Annotated in this window: 16 protein-coding genes; 12 read left to right on the top strand and 4 right to left on the bottom strand. The window is 63.9% G+C overall.

The window, feature by feature from the left end:
• Positions 1 to 2 precede the first annotated feature (2 nt).
• Positions 3 to 3,512 (top strand): thiol reductant ABC exporter subunit CydC, encoded by a 3,510-nt coding sequence (gene cydC / locus DMP08_RS03065; protein WP_123191576.1) that lies wholly within the window; start codon positions 3 to 5, stop codon positions 3,510 to 3,512.
• Between the two features lie 87 nt (positions 3,513 to 3,599).
• Here cydC and yfcE read toward each other — a convergent pair whose 3' ends face one another.
• A complete protein-coding gene (yfcE, locus tag DMP08_RS03060; protein ID WP_123191524.1) occupies positions 3,600 to 4,145 on the bottom strand; it encodes a phosphodiesterase in 546 nt (181 codons plus the stop codon).
• Positions 4,146 to 4,161: 16 nt separating this feature from the next.
• Positions 4,162 to 5,391, bottom strand: a complete 1,230-nt coding sequence (locus DMP08_RS03055) for a deoxyguanosinetriphosphate triphosphohydrolase family protein (protein WP_123191523.1) — start codon at positions 5,389 to 5,391, stop codon at positions 4,162 to 4,164.
• Positions 5,392 to 5,941: 550 nt separating this feature from the next.
• Here DMP08_RS03055 and DMP08_RS03050 point away from each other — a divergent pair.
• From DMP08_RS03050 to DMP08_RS03020, 7 genes are all read left to right on the top strand, one after another.
• A complete protein-coding gene (locus DMP08_RS03050) occupies positions 5,942 to 6,133 on the top strand; it encodes a hypothetical protein (protein ID WP_114565961.1) in 192 nt (63 codons plus the stop codon).
• Positions 6,134 to 6,142: 9 nt separating this feature from the next.
• Entirely contained in the window at positions 6,143 to 7,999 is a 1,857-nt protein-coding gene (dnaG, locus tag DMP08_RS03045; RefSeq protein WP_123191522.1) for a DNA primase, read from the top strand.
• Between the two features lie 88 nt (positions 8,000 to 8,087).
• Positions 8,088 to 8,516 (top strand): NfeD family protein, encoded by a 429-nt coding sequence (locus DMP08_RS03040; protein WP_123191521.1) that lies wholly within the window; start codon positions 8,088 to 8,090, stop codon positions 8,514 to 8,516.
• Entirely contained in the window at positions 8,513 to 9,451 is a 939-nt protein-coding gene (locus tag DMP08_RS03035) for an SPFH domain-containing protein (protein ID WP_123191520.1), read from the top strand. Before DMP08_RS03040 ends, DMP08_RS03035 begins: the two co-directional genes overlap by 4 nt.
• A gap of 254 nt (positions 9,452 to 9,705) precedes the next feature.
• Positions 9,706 to 10,254, top strand: coding sequence for a peptide deformylase (gene def, locus DMP08_RS03030; protein ID WP_123191575.1), 549 nt, complete (start codon positions 9,706 to 9,708; stop codon positions 10,252 to 10,254).
• A 2-nt stretch (positions 10,255 to 10,256) separates the two neighbouring features.
• Entirely contained in the window at positions 10,257 to 11,216 is a 960-nt protein-coding gene (gene fmt, locus DMP08_RS03025) for a methionyl-tRNA formyltransferase (RefSeq protein WP_123191519.1), read from the top strand.
• Positions 11,209 to 12,654: an RsmB/NOP family class I SAM-dependent RNA methyltransferase gene (locus DMP08_RS03020; protein ID WP_123191518.1), complete on the top strand. Its 1,446-nt coding sequence runs from the start codon at positions 11,209 to 11,211 to the stop codon at positions 12,652 to 12,654. Before fmt ends, DMP08_RS03020 begins: the two co-directional genes overlap by 8 nt.
• A gap of 203 nt (positions 12,655 to 12,857) precedes the next feature.
• Here the strand turns inward: DMP08_RS03020 and DMP08_RS12415 are convergent, their stop codons facing one another.
• Complete coding sequence (locus tag DMP08_RS12415; RefSeq protein ID WP_123191517.1) at positions 12,858 to 13,049, bottom strand: hypothetical protein; 192 nt, start codon at positions 13,047 to 13,049, stop codon at positions 12,858 to 12,860.
• 74 nt (positions 13,050 to 13,123) lie between these two features.
• Here DMP08_RS12415 and brnQ point away from each other — a divergent pair, with 74 nt between their 5' ends.
• The 3 genes from brnQ (at position 13,124) to DMP08_RS02995 (ending at position 19,444) form a co-directional block, all read left to right on the top strand.
• On the top strand, positions 13,124 to 14,464 hold the full coding sequence (gene brnQ, locus DMP08_RS03010) for a branched-chain amino acid transport system II carrier protein (RefSeq protein WP_244596761.1): 1,341 nt from the start codon (positions 13,124 to 13,126) through the stop codon (positions 14,462 to 14,464).
• 429 nt (positions 14,465 to 14,893) lie between these two features.
• Positions 14,894 to 17,509 (top strand): DEAD/DEAH box helicase, encoded by a 2,616-nt coding sequence (locus tag DMP08_RS03000; RefSeq protein WP_123191515.1) that lies wholly within the window; start codon positions 14,894 to 14,896, stop codon positions 17,507 to 17,509.
• A gap of 147 nt (positions 17,510 to 17,656) precedes the next feature.
• Positions 17,657 to 19,444 carry an ABC transporter ATP-binding protein gene (locus DMP08_RS02995; protein WP_123191573.1) on the top strand — a complete coding sequence of 596 codons (1,788 nt, stop codon included), beginning with the start codon at positions 17,657 to 17,659 and terminating at the stop codon, positions 19,442 to 19,444.
• A 112-nt stretch (positions 19,445 to 19,556) separates the two neighbouring features.
• On the opposite strand, the gene DMP08_RS02990 is transcribed toward DMP08_RS02995, so the two are convergent.
• The gene (locus DMP08_RS02990; RefSeq protein ID WP_123191514.1) at positions 19,557 to 20,759 is read right to left on the bottom strand and encodes an NADP-dependent isocitrate dehydrogenase; all 1,203 of its coding nucleotides are present in this window, start codon (positions 20,757 to 20,759) and stop codon (positions 19,557 to 19,559) included.
• Positions 20,760 to 21,375: 616 nt separating this feature from the next.
• Here DMP08_RS02990 and DMP08_RS02985 point away from each other — a divergent pair.
• Positions 21,376 to 22,044 (top strand): hypothetical protein, encoded by a 669-nt coding sequence (locus tag DMP08_RS02985; RefSeq protein WP_244596760.1) that lies wholly within the window; start codon positions 21,376 to 21,378, stop codon positions 22,042 to 22,044.
• The last annotated feature ends 251 nt before the right edge of the window (positions 22,045 to 22,295 follow it).

Below are 22,295 nucleotides of genomic sequence, written 5' to 3'. Positions count from 1 at the left end.
TCGTGTTCAGCATGCGTCTTTTGCGTATGGTGCCCGCCGCGCGCGGGCCCATTGTCGTCAACGTCGCGCTGCAGTGGGCGGCCCTTACTGCGAACGTGGCGCTTATGGTGTTCATCGGCTTGTTCGTGCAAGCGTGGTTCGAGGGCGTGAAGGATCTGGGTTCTTGGCTGATCGGCCTGGGATGCGCGGGAGCCGCCGCCATCGCGGTGCGGATGGCGTGTTTGGCCGGCGCGCAGCGTTGCGGGCTTGCCGCTGCGCAGGCCGCCAAGCGCGAGGTGCGCCAGCAGGTGTACGAGAAGCTGGTGCGCATGGGACCTGCGTACTCCGAGCGCGTGTCCACTGCCGAAGCGGTCCAGGTGAGCGTGGAGGGCTGCGAGCAGCTTGAAAGCTATTTCGGGCAGTACGTTCCCCAGCTGGTCTATGCTGTTCTGGCACCGCTCACGCTGTTCGCCTGCTTGGCGCCGTTGAGCCTTCCCGCTGCATCGGCCTTGCTTGCATGCGTGCCGCTGATCCCGCTTTCCATCGTCGCGGTGCAGAGGATCGCCAAGCGCGCCATGCGCCAGTACTGGGGCGCGTACACTGATCTGGGCGAATCGTTCTTGGAGAACTTGCAGGGGCTGACCACGCTCAAGATATACCGGGCCGATGAGGAGCGTCATCGCTTGATGAACGACGAAGCCGAGACGTTTCGCCGCGCTACCATGCGCCTTCTGCGCATGCAGCTCAATTCGGTTACGGTGATGGACGTGTTCGCGTACGGCGGCGCGGCGGTGGGCATCGTGGTTGCGCTCGTGCAGTTCGCGAACGGGGAGATTCCGTTATTCGCGGCGTTTTCGGTGATCTTCCTGTCGGCCGAGTTCTTCATTCCGTTGCGCACCTTGGGGTCGTTCTTCCATACGGCGATGAACGGCATGGCCGCCGCCGACAAGATGTTCTCCATTCTGGATGCGCCGGAGACGGCTCGAGGGTCGCGGGTCGTCGAATCGGAACAGGCGGGCGTGACATGCCGTCGCGTGGGGTATTCGTACGACGGCGAGCGAACGGTTCTCTCGGACGTGGATTTCGACGCTCCAGCAGGGTCGTTCACGGGCATCGTGGGAGAAAGCGGATCGGGCAAGTCGACGCTCGCGGGCGTTCTGTGCGGACGCAACGCGGGATTCACCGGGGAGGTCGAGCTGGCCGGGGTGCCGCTCGGCTGCGTGTCGCAAGCATCGGCGGCGCGCACCGTGACCGTGGTTTCGTATGCAAGCTACCTGTTCAAAGGATCCGTGCGATCGAACCTGCTCATGGCCGACCCGCAGGCAAGCGATGCTGAAATGTGGGCGGTGCTCGAGCGTTGTCGAGCCGACGGGTTCGTGCGCGCGGCGGGTGGGCTCGACGCTCCTGTAGCCGAGCAGGGATCGAACTTCTCCGGCGGGCAGCGGCAGCGCTTGGCTTTGGCGCGCGCCCTTCTGCACGATACGCCCGTGTACGTGTTCGACGAGGCGACGTCGAACGTCGATGCCGAAAGCGAGCGCGCCATCGTGCACGTGGTGCATGCCCTTGCGCGCGAAAAAACCGTCATCATGATCACGCACCGGCTGTCCGCCGTGGCGTCGGCCGACCGCATCTACGTCCTCGACGATGGCCGCGTGTCCGAATCGGGCGCATGCGGCGAACTGCTGGCGCGTGACGGCGCGTTCGCACGTTTGTGGCGCCAGCAGATTTCATTGGAGAGGTTCGCCAGCGCGAGCGAAGGCGAAGCTTCGCGTGCGAACGGGGATGACGGTGCGGGCGATGCCGAAGGCGGGGAAGCAACGCCCTCGAGTGCGGAAGATACGCCGTCATCGGCCGCTTCTTCGTTCGCAACTGCGCCGCGCCGTTCTCACCTGGCCGTGATGATGCGGCTTGTGGGCCTGGTGAAACCGCTGCTTCCGTGGATGGTGCTGGCGGCGGTGCTGGGCGTGCTGGGCTTCGGCGCTGCCATTTTCCTTACGGTTCTGGCTGCGTTCGCGCTGGCCGATGCGGCGGGGCTGCCGCAGGGCGTGGGGCTTGGGACGGCGTTGGTCCTGGTGGCGGTGTGCGGCGTTGCGCGCGGCCCTTTGCGTTACGGCGAGCAGTTGTGCAACCACTATCTTGCTTTCAAGCTGCTTGCGCTCGTGCGCGACAAGGTGTTCGCTGCGCTGCGACGTCTGGCGCCGGCGAAGCTCGAGGGCCGCGACAAAGGCGATCTTGTGTCGCTTGTCACGTCGGACATCGAGCTCCTGGAGGTTTTCTACGCGCATACGCTGTCGCCTGCGCTGATCGCGCTGCTGGTGTCCTTGGGCATGGCGGCGTTCATCGGCTGGTTCTCGCCGTTGCTGGGCGTTTTGGCTTTGGCTTCGTATGCGCTGGTGGGCGTCGTGGCTCCGTTCGTGTCGTCGCTCGCCGCCGGAGAAAGCGGTCAGGCGGTGCGCGAGGGGCTGGGGTCGATGAACGCGTTCGTGCTGGACAGCTTGCGCGGACTGCGCGAAACGCTCCAGTTCGGGCGGGCGGGCGATCGCGTGCGCGAGCTGGCTGAGCGCACGAAGCTGTTGGAGTGCGATGAGGTTCGCCTCAAGGGGCGCGCTTCGGTCGCTTTGGCGGGCGTGAACGCGCTTGTGCTGGCGCTCGACGTTGTCATGGTGCTGGCTGCGGGTACGCTGGTGGCGAAGGGCCAGCTCTCTCCGGGTGCCGCCATCGTCGCCTCGTCTGCGCTCATGTCGTCGTTCGGGCCGGTGATCGCGGTGGCGAACCTGGGCTCGACGCTGCAGCAGACGCTGGCCAGCGGCGCGCGGGTTCTCGATCTTTTGGACGAGCGTCCTCAGACCGACGACGTGCTCGACGGTGCGGACGTGTCGGAGTTCTTGGGCGCAAGCGCTCGTGGCGTGGACTTTTCCTACGGAGACGTCGCGGTGCTCGACAACGTGGACGTGCGCATCGAGCCGGGATCGATCGTGCACTTGGCCGGCAGGAGCGGATCGGGCAAGTCGACCCTGTGCAAGCTGTTCATGCGCTTTTGGGATGCGACCCGCGGCGTGGTGGAGGTGTCCGGCACCGACGTGCGCCGCGTGAACACGGAAAGCCTGCGTGCGCTGCAGGGCTACATGACCCAGGAAACCCACCTGTTCGCAGGCTCCGTGCGGGACAACATCATGCTTGCGAAGCCGGATGCGACGGAGGACGAACTGCAAGCGGCATGCGACAAAGCGTCGTTGACCAGCCTGGTCGAGCGGCTTCCCCAGGGTTTGGATACGCCGGTAGGCGAATTGGGCGATACGCTGTCAGGAGGCGAGCGCCAGCGCATCGGCCTGGCGCGCGTGTTTTTGCACGATGCGCCGTTCGTGCTGTTGGACGAGCCGACGTCGAACCTTGACAGCTTGAACGAAGCGGCTGTGCTCAAAGCGCTGCTTGACGGCCGCGAGGGAAAGACCATCGTGCTGGTGAGCCACCGTGCATCGACGGCTTCGGTGGCCGACGCGACGTACACGGTGGATCGAGGTCGAGTGTCGTAACGGGCGGAGTGCGAGGCGAAGCGGGATGCGGGCGCTGCCGGGGTTGCGCGCCGCGCCGTCTCTCGCTTCGCCTTCTGCCTTGTCGGTTTACCGGCGTTGCTCGCGGATCGTTTCCCCCTCGAGGCTTTTGAGCGTGAACTTCCCCTGATCGTATACGGCGTAGCTGGCGCTTCCGTCTTTGGGAATAGAGGTGCTGCCGGGATTGACGAACAGCACCCCGTTGCGTTCCTCGAGGGTTTTGGCGTGCGTGTGGCCCGAAAGGAACGCCGATCCCTTCGGCAGCGCCGGAGCGTCGTCGGGGGATTTTCCGGGCAGGTGGCCGTGCGTGCAGTACAGCAGACGCCCATCTGCTTCGATCAGCGCATAGTCGGCCATACAGGGAAAATCGAGCACCATCTGGTCGACTTCCGCATCGCAGTTTCCGCGCACGGCTACGATGGAATCCGCCATCCCGTTCAGTATGGCAAGCGCCTCTTTGGGCGCGTAGCCTTGCGGCAGGTCGTTGCGGGGCCCGTGGTAGAGGAGATCTCCCAGCAAAACGATGCGATCCGGCGCCTCCTCTTCAATGCGCGTGGCAAGCGTTCGCACGGCGGCGGCCGAACCGTGCAGATCGGATGCGATGACAAGCTTCATGGGGCGTCCTTTCGATTCAGCTCAAGTCGGCGCAGTAGTCGCGCCCGAAAACCAGTTTGTCGCTGTTGGGGAACAGATGCGCATGCAAGGCCGTGAAGTAGCTGTCGGTCATCGAGGCCATGTAGTCCACGACGATTTGGTTGGGCTCCGTGGCTAGGTATTCCTCGGCCGATACTGTGCGAGATTTCGCTGCAAGGTTCGAGACGTGGTGCTTGAACACGGGCGACGATTCGTCTCCTGCCTTGAGGTCGCTCAGCAGGCGATCGTACAGCTCCGCGAACATCTCCTCAACCACGTTTCCCGCTCCAAAGACCATGCCCTCGCGTTCGTAGATGATCTCGTAATTCTGGCGTTTTGCTCGCTTGAGGTCGGCGAACACGTTTTCGCTCATGGCGATGCGGTCGGATCCGTAGCTGTTGTTCACGATGTCTACGGTCAGGTTGTTGATGATGCGGGCGTTGTCGCGGCCGATGACCGTGCTGTCGAACACGTCAAGGGAATCGATCACGCCCATGTCGATGGCGTCCGCGCGATCCTTTCCCACGTAGGCGATCATGTCGCTCACGCGCACGACGCATCCTTCCAGCGTGGACGGTCGCAGCGTCTTGATAGTTGCCTCGTCGGCGTTGCAGGCTTCTACGAGGTTGTCTAGCTGGGAAAACGTAGCAGTATCGCCCATGCGCAGCACCTGCTGAGCGAATTCCCCATTGTGGCAGAGCACGCCGTCGAGCGTCTGCAGGCTGACGTTTCGCCGATACAGCTGGTCGAGCACGCGCACGGAGTGGACGTTGTGGTTGAAGTAGCGACCGGTTCGCGCGTGGTAGCACTTGTTGAGGAACCGCTCGCCCGCATGGCCGAACGGCGTGTGCCCGACGTCGTGGCCGAGCGCGATGGCCTCGATGAGGTCGCAGTTCAGGCCCAGCAGGCTGCCGATGTTTCGCGCGATGCGGCTGACAAGCTGCACGTGCAGCCCGCGCCGGCAGATGTCGTCGTTTTCGATGAACGAGAACACCTGCGTCTTGTCCGCGTAGCGGTTGTAGGCGGGCACGTTGATGATCTTCTCGATATCGCGCGCGAAGGCGGGGCGCGTAAGGGTTGCCTCGTCATGCGGGTTCGGCTCGCGGCGCGCGATGGCCGCGTCGTCGAACGCGTGCGGGTTCCGCCTTCCGGCGGCTCGGTCGGACAGGATGGCCGCCTCGACGCCCTTGTCGAGGGCAAGGTAGGGGATGGAGGCTGGTTCGTTCATGCGTCCTCCTTCGAGATTCGAGGTTGAAGATCGCGTCAATAGTAGAGTCCGATTGTATCATTTCCTGATGCTCGCCTGGAAATTCACGTGAAGCATACGGCGGCGGGGCGTCCGCGCGCGTCCGGCCGCTCGCGTATCCGGTAGATTTTCGTGCTAGCGCCGCGCACCTTCGCGTGCTCGTGCGCCCGCGACGAGCCGCCCACGCGTTTTCGCGCGCCTGCTGCCGCCGTCCGCACGTCCTTGCGAGCCCGTGTCAAAACGGACGAGTTTTGCTGGTCCTCAAACTAGGATAATAGCAGGCGATACCTCTCTGATCAGGTGCGATGTAAAACACTTGTAGCAGCATCGCCCCGACAAGGCGAAAAACCGCCGCAAAACTCGTCCGTTTTGGCAGAAGGTCGCCGGCCCTGCAAGGTCGCCGGCCCTGCAAGCGCCCCGTTCCTGCACAGGCACCGGTCCTGCAAGAGCGCCGGCGTCGTGTCGAGCGGTGGCGCGCGGCGGTTGCACGCTTGCGCTATACTGTCCGAAACAAAACTCGGAAGGGCGGCGCATGAGGAATCGGGAGCGAATCTACGCAGGCATCGCGGTGCTGAGCTTCGTCTTGATGACGGGCAGCTTGGTGATGACGTACATGAACGCAGGCGAGGGCGAGGTCGGTTTGCTGGACCTGGGCCCGTCCCTTGCGCTTGGCCTGCTGTTTTTGGTGAACGTCGTTCTGGCCAAACAGAACAAGCAGAGGTAGGGTTCGCGCATGGCCGGCATCAGCGAAGAGGACATTCAGAAGGTACGCGAGGCGAACGACCTGGTGGCCGTTATCGGCGAGCGCACGCCCGTGAAGCAGCGCGGGCGCGATTTCTGGTGTTGCTGTCCGCTGCACAACGAGAAAACCCCCTCTTTCAAGATCGATCCCGCCACGCAGCTGTGGCACTGCTTCGGCTGCGGCGAGGGCGGCGACGTGTTCTCCTTCATCATGAAAACCGAGGATTTGAACTTTCCCGAAGCCGTGCGCCGTTTGGCGGAGCGCGCGCATATCGAGATATCGGACGCCGACGGGCCGCGCAGCGTGGGCTCTAGCAAGAAAGCGCGGCTCAAGGCCGTGTGCGAGGAAGCGGCGGATTTCTACCACACGCAGCTCATGCGCAATCCCGGCCCCGAGGCGAGCGCCGCGCGCAGCTACCTGGGCGCGCGCGGGCTTGGCGGCGACGTTCCCAAAACGTGGCGGCTGGGCTTCGCGCCGGGTCGCGGGCAGCTGGTGCGCCATCTGGCGGCGAAGGGGTTCAAGCCCGACGAGATGGTGCAGGCTAATGTGGCGCTGGCCGGCGATGGAGGCCGGTTGCGCGACCGATTCTACAATCGCGTGATGTTTCCCATAAACGACCCGCAGGGCGAGTGCATCGCTTTCGGCGGGCGCGTGGTGGGCAAGGGCGAGCCGAAGTACCTGAACTCCCAGGAAACGCCGCTGTTCCACAAGTCGCAGGTGCTGTACGGCATGGAGAAGGCGAAGGCGTCCATGGCGTCGACGGGCACCGCCATCGTATGCGAGGGCTACACCGATGTGATCGCCCTGCACGAGGCGGGCATCAGAAACGCGGTCGCCACGCTGGGCACGGCGCTCACCATGCGCCACATTCGCCTGCTCGCGCGCCATGCGCAGCATCGCATCGTCTACCTGTTCGACGGTGACGAAGCGGGGCAGCGCGCGGCCGACCGCGCCTTGGCGTTCATCGACGACAGCATGACGCCGGAGGCGGGCCGCACCAAGATCGAGCTGGCGGCCGTCACGCTGCCGGACAATCTGGACCCGGCTGATTTCGTGTCGGATCGCGGGGGCGCGGCGCTGCAAGAGCTGGTCGAGCATGCGCAGCCGCTGCTCAAGTACGGCATAGACCGCCGGTTGGCGCGGCACGACCTGAGCCGGGCCGAAGGCCGCTCGGCCGCCTTGGCCGACGCGCTTTCGGTGCTCGCGCCCATCAAGGACTCCATGTTGGCGCGCGACTACGCCGTGCAGATCGCCAGCAGATGCCGTGCGCGCGAGGAGGACGTGCTCGATCAGCTGGGGAAGCTGAAGCCGCCGCGTGCTGCCGATGCCGAGGGCGCGGATGCCGCGGCAGACAACGAGCCTCGGCGAGTTCCGCAGCCGCGGCGCGAGCGACTTCCTCAGCCGGAGGTCAACCGGCGTCGCTTCGAACGCCAGCTGCTCGCCCTGATCGCGTCCCGACCCGACTTGGGCTTGCTGCATGCCGACGCGCTCGCGCAAACGCAGTGGCACGAGCCCGCGCACGCTACGATCGCGCAGAGCATGCTGGACACGCTGGCCGAGGATCCCGCAGCTCAGCCCGCGCGGCTGGTCAGCGAGGTCGCGCGCGTGCTGCCCGCTGCGACCGGCATATTGACCGCTGGCGCCGAAAGCGCTGTGGAGGACGAGGGCCGTTTGGCGTCTTTCCTGGTGGAGGAGCTGTCCATAGGCGACGCGGAAGATGCCGTGGCCGCGCTCAAGGCCCAGCTTTCCGATCCATCGCGTCTTCCGGCCGATGAATACGAGATGTTGTTCGAAGCCGTGGCCGCCATGCAGCAGGACCTGACGCGTCGCCGCGCCGCGCACGTGTAGGCGCAACCGTTCGGTTTCGAGTCCGCTGCGCATCATGCCGTCGTGCAGCGGATGGTGTATACTCGAACAAGGAGAAAGGAGCTACCGTATGAGCCCCTTCGTATGGTTGGGCATCGCAGCGGCGATGGCCCTTGTCGAGGTTGTTTCGCTGGGCCTCATCACCCTGTGGTTCGTTGTCGGCGCGCTGGTGGCGTTCGCCGCGAACCTGCTTGGCGTCGATGCTGTCGTGCAGGTTATCGTCTTTTTGGTCGTTTCCGTCGTGTGTCTTGTGGCTCTTCGACCCGTGTTTATGAAGTACCGCAATCGCGGCGATTCCAAGGAGCCGACGCTGGTCGGCCAGGTTGCCGTCGTGTGCGAGGCTATCGACAACGATCGCCTGGTCGGGCGCGTTGAAACGTCCGATCACATGACTTGGGCCGCCTGCTCTGCAAGCGGCGAGCCCCTGCCCGTTGGCCAAAACGTTGTCGTGGTCGCGCAAGAAAGCGTCAAACTCATCGTTGAAAGGAAACTCCCATGATCTTCCTTATCGTGCTTGTTGTGATTCTGGTTCTGTTCTCGGTCACGTGCATCAAGATCGTGCCGCAGGCCGAGGCCGCTATCGTGGAGCGCCTGGGCTCGTACCTGACTACCTGGAACAACGGGTTGCATGTGAAGATTCCCTTCATCGACCGCGTGCGCCCCTACGTTTCGCTCAAAGAGCAGGTGTTCGATTTCCCGCCGCAACCCGTCATCACGAAGGACAACGTGACCATGTCCATCGACACGGTGGTGTTCTTCAAGATCATGGACCCGAAGCTGTACTGCTACGGCGTGGAGAATCCCATCGTCGCCATCGAGAACCTGTCGGCTACCACGTTGCGCAACATCATCGGCGATCTTGACCTGGATACCACGCTCACCTCGCGCGACACCATCAACGCGAAGATGCGCTCCATCCTTGACGAGGCCACCGACGCCTGGGGCATCAAGGTCAACCGCGTGGAGGTCAAGAACATCACGCCGCCGGCAGCCATTCAGCAGGCTATGGAAAAGCAGATGAAGGCCGAGCGCGAGAAGCGCGAGGCGGTGCTTTTGGCCGAGGGCGAGAAGCAGGCCGCCATCACCATCGCCGAGGGAAAGAAGCAGGCGCAGATTCTTTCCGCCGAAGCCGAGAAGCAGACCGTCATCTTGGCTGCCGAGGCCGAGAAGGAGAAGCAGATCCGCGAGGCCGAGGGCGAGGCGGAGGCTATCAAGAACGTGCAGCAGGCGACGGCCGACGGCATCCGCGCGGTGCGGGAAGCGGGCGCCGACAACGCCGTTTTGACCCTGCAAGCTTTCGAGGCGCTCAAGAAAGTGGCGGACGGACGCTCCACGAAGCTCATCATCCCCTCTGATATCCAGGGCCTTGCCGGATTGGCGGCTTCGCTCAAAGAGATCGTCGTGGACGGCGAGGATTCTGCTCGTACGGAGTAGGGCCCGAACGCTCAAAAGCGCTTGAAGCGCCGTTCGAGCGCGCTGCGATGCGGCGCGTGTCGAGCGGCGCTTTTCATCGGCTGCCCGCCGCTTGCGGCGAACGGTCGTCAAGTTCGGTCTCTTGCGCTTCTCACCTCGCGTTTTATGGATCTTTCGGCAAGCCGCTGGACAAGGGCGAAGCGATTGCGGACAATGCTTGCCAGAATTTTGTTTCGCGGCGCTTTAAGCGTCGCGTGCGTGGATACCAAAAGGACGTGCTGATCGTGATTACTGTTGTGCAATCTCCCAATCCCATTTTGAACCAGCCGTGCGAGCCGTGCGATCTTGGGGACAAAAGCCTGAAGCGCTTGGCCAAGCAAATGGTGAAGACCATGTACAAGAATTCCGGTTGCGGCCTTGCCGCGCCGCAGGTGGGCGTGACCAAGCGCCTGGTGGTCATCGACTGCGACGAGTCCGACGAGCAGAATCCCCTGGTGCTGGTGAACCCGGTGCTGGTGGAGACGAAGGGCGAGGTCGTTGTCGAAGGGGAAGGCTGCCTGTCCATACCCGGCATCTCCGTGCCCATCGCCCGACCGTCGTGGGCGCGCGTGCGCTTCTTCGACCTGGACGGCGAGGAATGGGAGATCGAAGGCGACGGCCTCCTGGGCCGCTGCCTGCAGCATGAGCTGGACCACCTGGACGGCGTGACCATGTTCGAGCGCTGCGACCCCCTCGCGCGCATCCAGGCGCTTCGCGATTACGATCAGGCGGTTGCTTCCGGCGCGAAGCCGGGGGAGACTTCGCTCGATCCTCGGGTTCGATAACCATGCGCGTCGTGTTCATGGGCACGCCGGGGTTCTCGGCTACCATCCTTGACGAATTGGTGCAGCAGCATGAGGTGGTCGCCGTTTACACGCGCCCTGACGCCGTGCGTGCCCGCGGGAAGCGGTTAGAACCTTCGCCGGTGAAGGCGGCGGCTGAGCGCTGGGGCATTCCCGTGCGCACGCCGCGCACTCTGCGCGACGAGGACGTCCAGCGTGAACTGGCCTCGTTTCGCCCCGATGTCATTTGCGTGGCCGCTTACGGGGCTATTCTTCCGAAGGCTGTACTGGATCTTCCCCGGTACGGCTGCCTGAACGTGCACGCGTCGCTTCTGCCTCGCTGGCGCGGCGCCGCTCCTATCGAGCGCGCCATCCTTGCGGGCGACGAGGAGGCCGGCGTATGCATCATGCGCATGGAAGAGGGCTTGGATACGGGCGCGTACTGCGTGTGCCGTACGGCGAGCGTCGGGGATTTGAGCGCTGAAGAACTGACCGACGAGCTGGCTATTTTAGGTTCTCATGCCCTGTTGACCGCGCTGGTTCGCGTGGAGCGGGGCGTGTGCGATTGGACCGAGCAGGACGAATCGCGCGTGACCTACGCCGATAAGATCGCCAAGGGCGAGCTGGACTTGTCCGTCGGCGATTCCGCTGAGCTCATGATTCGCAAGGTGCAGGCTTCGAGCGCCGCGCACCCTGCGCGCGCCGAGGTGGCGGGGCGCTCGGTCACGGTGCTGTCGCTTGCTTCCGTGGCGGCCGACGGCCAGGCGCGCGAGCTTGCTGCCGGCATGTCCGCGGGCGACGTTCGCTATGCGGCGAAGCGCTTGTTCTTGGGCGCGGCCGACGGCGCGGTGGAGCTTCTGATTCTGAAGCCGGCGGGCAAGCAAGCTATGGATGCGAAGTCGTTTGCCGCCGGGATCCAGGGGATCAAGGACGGTGGCCTTATCTGGAAGGGGCTTCATGCCTGATCGTAATAAGGGCTCGCAGGATCGACGCGCGCCGAAGGGGTACGCCGGACCTGTGGAGAAGCCGCGAGAGAGCCGCGCCGCGCGATCGAAGGCCAGCCCGGCTCGGCTTGCCGCGCTCGACGTGGTGCGCACCGTGCGCGAGCGCGAGGCGTTCGCTCAGGACGTTATCGGCAAGCGCATCGACAGCTCCGCGCTTTCGCCCGAGGATCGTTCGTTCGCGACGTTGCTCGCATTGGGCGTGGTAAGCTCCGCGGGTACGCTCGACGACGTGCTCGATCGCGCGCTCAGCAAGCCGACGGACGTGCAGCCCGACGTGCGCGATGCCCTGCGTTTGAGCGTGTACGAGATCATCTTCTTGAACAAGACGCCGCATGCAGCGGTTGACCAGGGGGTCGAGCTGGTGCGCTCGTTTGCGCCCAGGGCGGCTGGCCTTGCGAACGCGGTACTGCGCAAGGTGGTGGCTTTGCGCGCGTCCTTCCCGTTCGGCGATCCGACGCGCGACGTGGAGGCGCTCGCTCGCTTGCATGCTTTCCCTGTTTGGCTGGCGCGCAAGCTGGTGCTCGATCTGGGGCCTCAGGCGGCGCTGGACTTCATGCGCGCCTCGAACGAACCTGCGCCGCTGTTCGTGGCGGCGAATGCGGCGAAAGCGGACGAAGCCGCTGTGGCCGCCGCATTCGCGAAGGCGGGGGAATCGACGCAGCCGGTCGAGATCGACGGCGTGCCCGTGCCCGGCTGCCTGCGCGTGAAGGACAATCGCGCGTTGTTGTTGCCTCAGGTCAAGCAACTGTTCGTGCAGGGAAAGATCCTTGTCTCCGATGCCGCGTCCCAGCTGGTGGCTGCGTCTGTTTTGCCGCAGAACAAGCCTGCGTCCCTGTTGGAAGTGGGGGCCGGTCGCGCAACGAAGACCATCTTGCTGCAGAGCGCGGCGCAGCGCACGTGGGGGTCGCAGATCGAGTCGTACGTGACGTTGGACAACCACGGGTTCAAGACGAAGCTGCTGCTCGAGCGCGCCGAGCGATACGGCTCGTGCGTGTCGGAGGCGCTGACGGGCGATGCCCTGGCGTTGGGCAACGTGGTTCGCGGTCGCCTGTTCGACGTGGTGTTCATCGACGCGCCGTGTTCGGGGCTGGGGACGCTGCGACGCCACCCCGAGATTCGCTGGCGCTTGCAGCCCGAGGACGTGGCCGCGTTCGCGAAGACGCAGCTGGGCATGCTGCGCGCCGCTGCCGGGCATGTGACGCCAGGCGGAACGCTGGCGTACGCGACGTGTACGGTGACCTGCGAGGAAGATAACCAGACGGTGAAAGCGTTCCTTGCGAGCGAAGAGGGGCAGCGCTTTCAACTGGCCCCCATCGCCGGTCGTTCGTGCTTGGCTACGCGGCTTGCGCCGGGGTCGTCGGACGCTCATTTCGCCGTAAGGTTCACGCGCGTTTCGTAAGGGACGCGAAGGGTCGTGCGTTTTTCTCCGCCCAGCGCACGTGCGAATGCGTTCCGTGGCAGGTTTTGGCGGTTTGCGGTTGTCGTGGACGCGCCGCAAACCGCATTCGACCTCCTGGCAATTTTTACAGCTTTCTGACCTGGTGCAATGCTGGGTCATCTGATTGCGGTCGCAAGCGAGAGGCTCTCCAGCAACCCCAAACGTCAGAACCTGCGAGCGAACGCGGTTTTCGTGCGCAAGACCGCGCTTGATAGGCGAACGGGCGGGTCGACGGCCTGTTCGCCGACGAACAGCGCAAAGCAGGCCATCGACTTCGCCCTTTCGCCCCGCTCGTTTGCGTCGATTTCATAGTGAAACAATATGGAATAGCGATCGAACGAGGGCAGTGCTATCATTGCGGATCGTTCGCGCCGCCGCTTTGCGGCGCGCAAGGGCATGCCAGTACGATACGGAACTCAGGAGGAACCTCGTGGAAGAGCGGCAACAAGATGCGCGCGGCGGGCTGCGCCCCAGTCAGATGCTGATGGTGGGCGGCATGCTGTTCTCTATGTTTTTCGGAGCGGGAAACCTGATCCTGCCGCCGCTTCTGGGTCTTCAGGCCGGGACCGAAGCCGTGCCCGCCATGGCGGGCTTCTTGGTGGCGGGCATCGGCCTGCCCGTGCTGGGCATCGTAGCCGTGGCCCTGTGCGGTGGCGTGCGCGAATTGGCGGGGCGCGTGAGTCCGTTGTTCGCATCGGTGTTCATTGCGCTCGTGTACCTGACCATCGGCCCGTTTCTGGCTATTCCGCGCACGTCCTCTACGGCGTACGAGATGCTGCGGCCTTTGCTGCCGGGATCTGACATGATTGACCCGAACGTGGCGGCGGTCGCGTTCTCGGTGGCGTTTTTCGCCGTGGCGTTCGTTTTGGCGTTGCGGCCTGGATTGCTTTCGCGCGTGCTGGGTAAGTTCTCGGCCCCTGCGCTCATCATCCTCATCGTGCTGGTGGTGGGGGCGTCGGTGCTCGGCGGCGGGGGAGCGGTCCTCGAGGCGCAGGCTCCTTACAATGCCAATGCGGCCGCGCAGGGCTTTCTGACCGGATACCAGACCATGGATCTGCTCGCGGCGCTGTGCTTCGGCATCGTGGTGGCCGCCAACGTCAAGCAGTTGGGCGCGCGCGATCCTAAGCAGGTCGCCGGCGCCATTTCGAGTGCGGGCGTCGTGGCGGGCGTGCTCATGATGGTCATCTACTGCGGCTTGGGGTTCGTGGGCGCTGCCATGGGCGGCTCGCTGCCCGATGCGACCAATGGCGCGACCATTCTGGCGGCATCGGCCAGCATGCACTTCGGCGAGGCCGGGGCCATTATCGTGGCGGCTATCTTCCTCATCGCATGCTTGAACGTGTGCACGGGCTTGATCTCGTGCTGTTCCGAATACTTCTACGAAGCGCTTCCGCGCATCCCGCTCATTGCCTGGGCAGCGCTGTTCGCCGTGTTCAGCTGCGCCGTGTCGCTTTTGGGGCTGGACGCGATCCTGGCCTTTTCCGCGCCGCTTCTGGGTGCGCTGTACCCGCCTGCGATCGTGCTGGTGGTCATGGGGCTTTTCCACGCGCGCTGCGATAAGCTGCCGCTCATGTGGCCTTGGGCGGTGCTGTCGACGGCTGCGTGCAGCGTGGTCGCGGGTCTGCGCGATGCGTTTGCTCCCGGCGCGTGGCTGCTGCTTGATGCGCTGCCGTTCGCTGATTTCGGCCTGGGCTGGCTGTTGGTTGCGCTTGCGGGCGCCGCGGTGGGCGCGGGGCTTTCTCTCGCGGTCCGGCGAAAGACGGCCGATTAGCGAAGGAATGTCTTCGAACGGGACCGCTGCGCTGCACGGTTTTGTCCCCAATGTTGCGCTCGGCTCGATCTTCTTCGACCTTGCATTCGCGCGACCTGGCAAAACCATCGTGCGACGCCTGTTTTCCGGGACGAACGCGCTCAGGGCGCGCGCGATGCGCAACATTGAGGGCAAAACCGTGCAGAAATCGGACGAGTGATCGCAGGAGCCCGATAGGCGCGATCGCAGGAGCTCGACAAGCTCGGTGGCGGCGCTCGCGCTGCTGGATCGGTCCACGTGCTGTCACGCCAACCTGGCCTTGCCCGGCGTCACGCGCGTTTTGGCGCGCAGAACGCGAGGACTTTGCCGCTTGCTCGTCTGCGCGGTGCCGGTTGCGGGTAGAATGATCTCTTTGAAAAGTATCGCTGTTATGTTCGGAGGTCGCCCCGCATGGTCGAATGCGCAACGGAAGAAACGACGGAGAAAGCGGAGGGAGAGGCCTTCGAGCATGGTTCGCTCGGTCGGCTCGCGCCAAGTTGGTGGGAGCCGGAAGGAGACGAACCCGCGCCCGAGCCGTGGCTCACGGCCGACGAGGCGCTCGACCGCTTCCTGGAGTGGGTGTCGTCGCGCGACATCGAGCTGTGGCCCCATCAGGAAGAAGCGCTCATGGCACTCATGATGGGCGACCATGTCATTTTGGGCACGCCTACCGGGTCGGGCAAGTCGATGGTGGCGCTGGGCCTGCATTTCATGGCGCTTGCCACGGGGCGGCGCGCATACTATACGGCTCCCATCAAGGCGCTCGTGAGCGAGAAGTTCTTCGATCTGGTCGACGTGCTGGGGCGCGAGAACGTGGGCATGATCACGGGCGACACGCACATCAACGCGCAGGCGCCGGTCGTGTGCTGCACGGCCGAGATCCTGGCGAACGAAGCGCTGCGCGAGGGCGAGCGCGCCGACGTGGGCTGCGTTGCCATGGACGAGTTCCATTTCTACGGCGACGCCGACCGCGGATGGGCGTGGCAGGTTCCCTTGCTCACGCTTCCGAAAACGCAGTTCTTGCTGATGAGCGCAACGCTGGGCGACGTCTCGAACATTGCGAGCTCGCTCAAGGAGCGCACGGGCGTCGACGTCGACGTGGTGGCCGACGCCCCGCGCCCCGTTCCGCTGTCCTACGAATACGTGGAAATGCCGCTCGAAGGCACCGTCGAGCTGGCGCTGCGCAAGGGCGAGGCTCCGCTCTACATCGTGCATTTCTCGCAGGATGCGGCGCTTGCCACGGCGCAATCGCTTTCGAGCTTCGGGGTGGCGTCGAAAGAGCAGCGCGAGGACATCAAGCGCGCCATGGCCGGCACGCGCTTCACCACGGCGTTCGGCAAAACGCTCAAGCGCCTGCTTTCAAGCGGCGTCGGCGTGCATCACGCCGGCATGCTGCCCCGGTATCGCTTGCTGGTGGAAAAGCTTGCTCAACAGGGACTCCTTCCCGTCATCTGCGGCACGGACACACTGGGCGTGGGCATTAACGTGCCCATTCACACCGTGCTTTTGACGGCGCTCACGAAGTTCGACGGCTACAAGATGCGCCGTCTGCGCGCCCGCGAGTTCCATCAGATCGCGGGCCGCGCGGGCCGCAGCGGCTTCGACACCGAGGGCGTGGTGCTGGCCGAAGCTCCCGAGCACGACATCGAGAACGCGAAGCTGGTGCAGAAGGCCGGCGGCGACCCGAAGAAGCTGCGCAAGATCAAGAAGAAGCAGCCGCCCGAGGGGTTCGTCACCTGGAACAAGCAGACGTTCGAGCGCCTGATCGAGGCAACGCCCGAAACGCTGAAGCCACGCATGAAGATCACGCATTCGATGGTGCTGTCGGAAGTGGTGCAGGGCGGCGACGCGTACGCGCGCGTGCGCAAGCTCATCGCCGATTCCGCTCAGACCGATGAGGAGAAGGCTGCGCTCGCCGTGCGCGCCGACGAGATATTCCAGACGCTCATCGATGCCGACGTGGTGGAGCGCTTGGAAGCGGACGACGGAGGGGCGGAGTACGTGACCACCGTTGATCTGCCCGACGACTTTGCGCTCGACCAGCCGCTCTCGCCGTTTTTGCTGGCAGCGCTCGAGCTGTTGGATCCGGAGAGCGAAACGTACGCCTACGATGTCATCTCCATGGCCGAGGCCACATTGGAGAACCCGCGCCAGGTGCTGCGGGCGCAGGAGCGCCAGGCGCGAGACAAGGCTATGGCCGACATGAAGGCCGACGGCGTTGATTACGACGAGCGCTTGGAACGGATCGCCGAGGTCACGTACCCTCGTCCGCTCGAGGACTTGCTGGGCGCCGCGTTCGAGCGCTACTGCCAAGACGTGCCGTGGGCGCGCGATTTCCAGCTGGAGCCGAAGTCGGTCCTGCGCGACATGCTGGAAACCGCCAGCGACTTCAAGGGCTACGTGCAGCGTTACGGCATCGCCCGGTCGGAGGGGCTGCTGCTGCGATACCTGGCCGACGCGTACCGGGTGATCGCGCGCACGGTGCCGGTGGACAAGCGCAACGATCGGCTGGAGGACGTCATCGCATGGCTGGGCTTCGTGGTGAGGTCGGTGGACTCCAGCTTGATGGACGAATGGGAGAATGCGGGATCGGTGCTCGACGCGGCGCCGCCGACGAGCGCGGACGAAGTGGTCGCCGATCGTCGCGGGCTCACGGTGCTCGTGCGCAACGCTTTGTTCTCGCGCGTGCGGCTGGCTGCGCAGGAGCGCGCGGCGGAGTTGGGCCGCTTGGACCAGGATTGGGGCTGCGGGGAGCCGCGTTGGCAGCGCGCCTTGGATTCGTACTACGAAGCGCACGACGAGGTGCGCATCGACGGCGATGCGCGGTCGATGGCCTATCTGGAGATCGACGAGTCCGACGAGAAATCGGCCCGCGTGTGGCACGTGCACCAGATTTTCAGTGACTCTGACGACGATCACGATTTCGGCATTGCCGCCGATGTCGATTTGGACGCCACGCAGGAAGAGGGCGAGGTCGTGTTCAAGAACTTCCGCGTGGGCTTCTTCGAAGAACTGGGAATCGAATAGCTGATGGGCTTGGCCGGGGCGGGCAATCCGTCCCGCGGCCTTGCTCTCGGTGCCGCTTCGCTGGAGCAAACGTGCGGCGGTGCTCGGCGCGGCATGAGTCGACGCGCTTGTGGCATAATCGTGTCGAAGCAAAAAGAAGGGATCCTCATGTCGCGTCAAACCGCTGCATCCACAACGCGTCGCACGTTGCATTATTTCTGGTTGGTCACTCGCAAGCACTTCGGGCTGTTCACGGCCCTTATGGCGTCGACGTTTCTGTTTGTGGCGCTGCTTTCGTACGGCAACCCGTACGTGATGAGCCTGGTGGTGGACCGCGTGAGCGCGGGGTCGGTGTCGCCGGACGAGGTGTTCGCGGTGTTCGGGCCGTACATTCTGGCGCTCATCGGAATCAACGTAGCGGGTCAGGTTGCCAGCAAGGTGCAGGACTACACCATGTACCGTCTGCAAATCGCAGCCTCGTACGATTTGGCCACCATGTCGTTCGACGCGCTGTGCAACCAATCCATGTCGTTTCATTCCAATCGCTTCGGCGGGACGCTGGTAAGTCAGACCACCAAGTTCATGAGCGCTTACCAACTGCTGTTGGAAACCATCACGTTTCCGTTTCTGCCGGTGATCTGCTCGGTGGTGTTCACGTGCGCCATCCTTGCTCCTCGCGTGCCGGTGTACGTGGCCATCCTCATGCTGCTGTTGGCGGTGTACGCGGGGGTTTCGTACTACATGTACAAGCGCATCCTGGCTCTGAACGAGAAGGCGGCGGGCGCGCAGAACCAGCTTTCGGGCGAGCTGTCGGATTCGGTGGCGAACATTCTTGCCGTCAAAACCTACGGTCGCGAGGATTACGAGCGCGGCCTGTTCGACCAAGCGAACCGCGAGGTGGTGGCGCGCGATTCCAAGCGCATGTGGGCATCGCTTACGCGCGGCATCGTGACGGCGTGCATCACCGTTGCCATCATGAGCGTGGTGGCGGTGTTCATCGCGGGCGGCAACGCTTGGTACGGCATCACGCCGGGCACGCTCGTGGTCATGTTCACCTACACCTACACGGTGACGAACCAGTTCAACTTCATCAACAACGGGTTGCAGCGTTTCAATCGCGCGTTCGGCGACGCGAGCGGCATGACTATCATTCTCGACGAGCCGCGTCTGGTGGCCGATGCGCCCGATGCCGTGCCGCTCGAGGTGCGCGAAGGGGCCATCGATTTTGAGGGAATTGGATTCTGGTACACCGACGGCGACGTGCGCACGGCGGTGTTCGACGGGCTTGACTTGTATATACCCGCAGGCCAGAGGGTTGGCTTGGTAGGTGCGAGCGGTGCGGGCAAAACCACGCTCACGAAGCTGCTGCTGCGGCTTTCCGACATACAGGAGGGTCGCATCCTGGTGGACGGCCAGGACATCGCCGACGCCGCGCAGCAATCGCTGCGTCGCCAGATCGCCTACGTGCCGCAGGAGGCGTTGCTGTTTCATCGCAGCATTGCGGAGAACATCGCGTACGGACGACCCGACGCGTCCATGGACGAGATCCGCGAAGCGGCGCGCCGTGCGAACGCGCTCGAGTTCATCGAGCGCCTTCCGCAAGGCTTCGATACCGTCACGGGCGAGCGCGGCGTCAAGCTGTCGGGCGGCCAGCGCCAGCGCATCGCCATAGCGCGTGCGCTTCTGGCCGATTGCCCGGTGCTCGTGCTGGACGAGGCTACCAGCGCGCTCGATTCCGAAAGCGAGCACCTGGTGCAGGACGCGCTGGCCACCCTCATGCACGGGCGTACGGCTATCGTGGTGGCGCATCGCCTGTCCACGGTGGCCAGCTTGGATCGCATCGTGGTGCTTGACGGGGGCCGCGTGGTCGAGGACGGCCCGCATGCGCAGCTGATCGAGGCCGGTGGAGCGTACGCCCGCCTATGGGAGTGCCAGACGGGCGCGTACCTGGAGTAGGTCTTGCGCAGGCACGCCGCTCGCAAGCTGCGTGCGGCGTGCCTGCGCAAGCGGCCCCGGAGCACGATGCCATCCGGGGCCGTGGACGTTCCATTGAGCACAGAAGCTGAATCTACGCCGCCAGACGCTTGGCAACCGCCAAGATGAAGTCGCGCGTGCTCAGCTTCACCGGGTTCGGTAGCGTGGTGATGAGCGCCAGGTCGCCCGTCATCTCGCCGGCCTCGATGGTGTCGAGCGTGGCCTTCTCCAGGCGATTCGCGAAGTCCACCAGGTCGTCCAAGCCGTCAAGCTCGCCGCGCTTGCGCAAAGCGCCCGACCACGCGAAGATGGTGGCCACCGAGTTCGTGGACGTTTCCTCGCCGGCAAGGTGCTTGTAGTAGTGGCGCTGCACGGTGCCGTGCGCGGCTTCGTACTCGTAGTAGCCCTGCGGACTGACCAGCACCGACGTCATCATGGCAAGCGAGCCGAACGCGCTCGACACCATGTCGCTCATCACGTCGCCGTCGTAGTTCTTGCATGCCCAGATGAAGCCGCCGTCGGCCTTCATCACGCGCGCCACCGCGTCGTCGATCAGCGTGTAGAAGTACTCGATGCCGGCCTCTTCGAAGCGATTCGCATACTCGGCGTCGTAGACTTCCTGGAACACGTCCTTGAAGCGATGGTCGTACTTCTTCGAGATGGTGTCCTTCGTGGCGAACCAGATATCCTGCTTGATGTCGAGCGCATACTCGAAGCAGCTGCGCGCAAAGCTCTCGATGGATGCATCCAGGTTGTGCATGCCCTGCGCCACACCCGGACCGTCGAACTCATGCACGAGCTCGCGCGTCTCGGTACCGTCCTCCGCGGTGTAGACGAGCTCCACCCTGCCGGGACCGGGAACGCGGATCTCGGCGTTCTTGTACACGTCGCCGTAAGCGTGGCGCGCGATGGTGATGGGCTTCACCCAGTTGCGCACGCACGGCTCAATGCCCGCAACCGTGATGGGCGTGCGGAACACGGTGCCGTCGAGCATGGCGCGGATAGTGCCGTTAGGGCTCTTCCACATCTGCTTCAGGTCGTACTCGTCCATGCGCGCGGCGTTCGGCGTGATGGTGGCGCATTTCACGGCCACGCCCAGGCGCTTGGTCGCCTCGGCTGAATCGACCGTCACCTGGTCGTCGGTGGCGTTGCGGTGCTCCAGCCCTAGGTCGTAGTACTCGGTCTTCAGGTCGATATGCGGCGCGAGCAGTTCGTCTTTGATCATCTGCCAGATGATGCGTGTCATCTCGTCGCCGTCCATCTCAACAAGCGGCGTGGTCATTGCAATTTTCGCCATAGCTAGCCTTTCGTTCCTGCGGGCCTTCGCCCGTCGCGCGCATCGGCGCGCTTGTTCGCATGCATGAAACCATGATAGCGCGGAATGCGCGCGGACGGCCTCAAATCCCAGCGATTCCGATTTCCGGAACCGTGTTTTTCGCACGTTCTCGTTTTCCGCGTTCTCACGCGGATCCGGGGCGAATTTAGCACGAAACTAGTGCGATTCCAGCGTGGATCTAGCACGGAACCAGCGCGAAGCTAGCGCGGATCCAGCGGTTTTCTAACGTGTGAGAAAAGGCCAAATTAGCTTTTTACCAGGTATTATAAGATGCTATACTCACGCCATGAAAACAGTTGTTTCGCATAAATCAGCTCTAGAATACTGGCGCAGCATCGCAAGCGATGCGGGCGCGGCTCGGCAAGCGTGCCGAGCCGGAGGTCTACCGGCAAAGGCCCCGAGCGCATCTGAGGTGCGGGCCGTCCAGCGCGCCTGCTGCCGCACAATGTCGGCGCCCCTTCATGTTTTGTCGCACGATGGACGGCGTGGGCGCAGCGACAACCTTGTAGTCCACCAGCTTTCGGAGATTCCCGGAGGATCGCTGCGAAGAGTCGACGCGCCCGGACTCGAGGGCGGCGTGTTCGTTACCAGTCCGGAACTAACCTTCATCCAAGTTTCGGGAATGCTGGACTTTCCCCATGCGGTCCACCTTGGGTTCGAGCTTTGCGGCACTTACGCGCCAGACGAAAGCCAGCCCTTCGGCGTGCGCGGCAGACAACCGCTCACCACGCCGGAAAAGCTAGCTGCCTTTCGCGCAAAGGCAGCTCATGTCCGTGGATCGGCGCAAGCACGCTCGGCGCTTCCCTACGTGCTGGCAAATTCAGCGTCGCCGCGAGAATCTACGCTGGCCATGCTGGCAACGCTTCCCTACGCACGCGGTGGAAGTATGCTGGCGCAACCCGTCATGAACTCGGCCGTTGCTCCCGGAAAACGGCATCAAGGAATAACCGGAAAATCGCATTTCAGATGCGACCTTCTTTGGCCCGAGCAAAACGTAGTCGTCGAATACGACAGCACCTTATGCCATACCGGGGCGGAGCGCATCGCACGCGACGCAAGTCGGCGCAACGCGCTTGAAGCTATGGGACTCACCGTAGTAACTGCTACCTGGCGGCAGGTGGCCAATTATCAGGAATACAATCGGTTCGTAAAGATTTTGGCCGGCCATCTGCGCACCAGGATCAGGCCAGGATGCTCAAACTATGCGCAAAGGCAGTTCGCTCTTCGGAGAGCCCTGCTCAGCTGAAACAGCATCCAGCCGCGTGACGTCCTTGGCGCTCCAGGTGCGCGCAACCCAGCGCGCGACGCATCCATCCGCTAAGCTTTGGGCAACAGGGACGTGATCCCGCTGTGCAGCGAAAAATCCCATTCGTGGCAGGAAGTCGGCGATATTCGTCACGCTCGCCGGTCTCGCTGCGCGGCAGAATGCAAGCTCCAAAAACCCTGACTGTCCCCCCAGTTCGCAAGCCTGTGGTTTTGCTATTGCGATCATCTGGA

Source organism: Paraeggerthella hongkongensis (assembly GCF_003726035.1).
Lineage (GTDB): Bacteria > Actinomycetota > Coriobacteriia > Coriobacteriales > Eggerthellaceae > Paraeggerthella > Paraeggerthella hongkongensis.
This window is presented reverse-complemented; position numbering and strand designations above follow the sequence as displayed.

What these genes read in the sequence shown, in the direction of transcription:
- yfcE (WP_123191524.1), bottom strand. Translation starts at nt 4,145, where the DNA reads ATGAAGCTTGTCATCGCATCCGATCTGCACGGTTCGGCCGCCGCCGTG.
- DMP08_RS03055 (WP_123191523.1), bottom strand. Translation starts at nt 5,391, where the DNA reads ATGAACGAACCAGCCTCCATCCCCTACCTTGCCCTCGACAAGGGCGTC.
- DMP08_RS03050 (WP_114565961.1), top strand. Translation starts at nt 5,942, where the DNA reads ATGAGGAATCGGGAGCGAATCTACGCAGGCATCGCGGTGCTGAGCTTC.
- dnaG (WP_123191522.1), top strand. Translation starts at nt 6,143, where the DNA reads ATGGCCGGCATCAGCGAAGAGGACATTCAGAAGGTACGCGAGGCGAAC.
- DMP08_RS03040 (WP_123191521.1), top strand. Translation starts at nt 8,088, where the DNA reads ATGAGCCCCTTCGTATGGTTGGGCATCGCAGCGGCGATGGCCCTTGTC.
- DMP08_RS03035 (WP_123191520.1), top strand. Translation starts at nt 8,513, where the DNA reads ATGATCTTCCTTATCGTGCTTGTTGTGATTCTGGTTCTGTTCTCGGTC.
- fmt (WP_123191519.1), top strand. Translation starts at nt 10,257, where the DNA reads ATGCGCGTCGTGTTCATGGGCACGCCGGGGTTCTCGGCTACCATCCTT.
- DMP08_RS03020 (WP_123191518.1), top strand. Translation starts at nt 11,209, where the DNA reads ATGCCTGATCGTAATAAGGGCTCGCAGGATCGACGCGCGCCGAAGGGG.
- DMP08_RS12415 (WP_123191517.1), bottom strand. Translation starts at nt 13,049, where the DNA reads ATGATAGCACTGCCCTCGTTCGATCGCTATTCCATATTGTTTCACTAT.
- DMP08_RS03000 (WP_123191515.1), top strand. Translation starts at nt 14,894, where the DNA reads ATGGTCGAATGCGCAACGGAAGAAACGACGGAGAAAGCGGAGGGAGAG.
- DMP08_RS02995 (WP_123191573.1), top strand. Translation starts at nt 17,657, where the DNA reads ATGTCGCGTCAAACCGCTGCATCCACAACGCGTCGCACGTTGCATTAT.
- DMP08_RS02990 (WP_123191514.1), bottom strand. Translation starts at nt 20,759, where the DNA reads ATGGCGAAAATTGCAATGACCACGCCGCTTGTTGAGATGGACGGCGAC.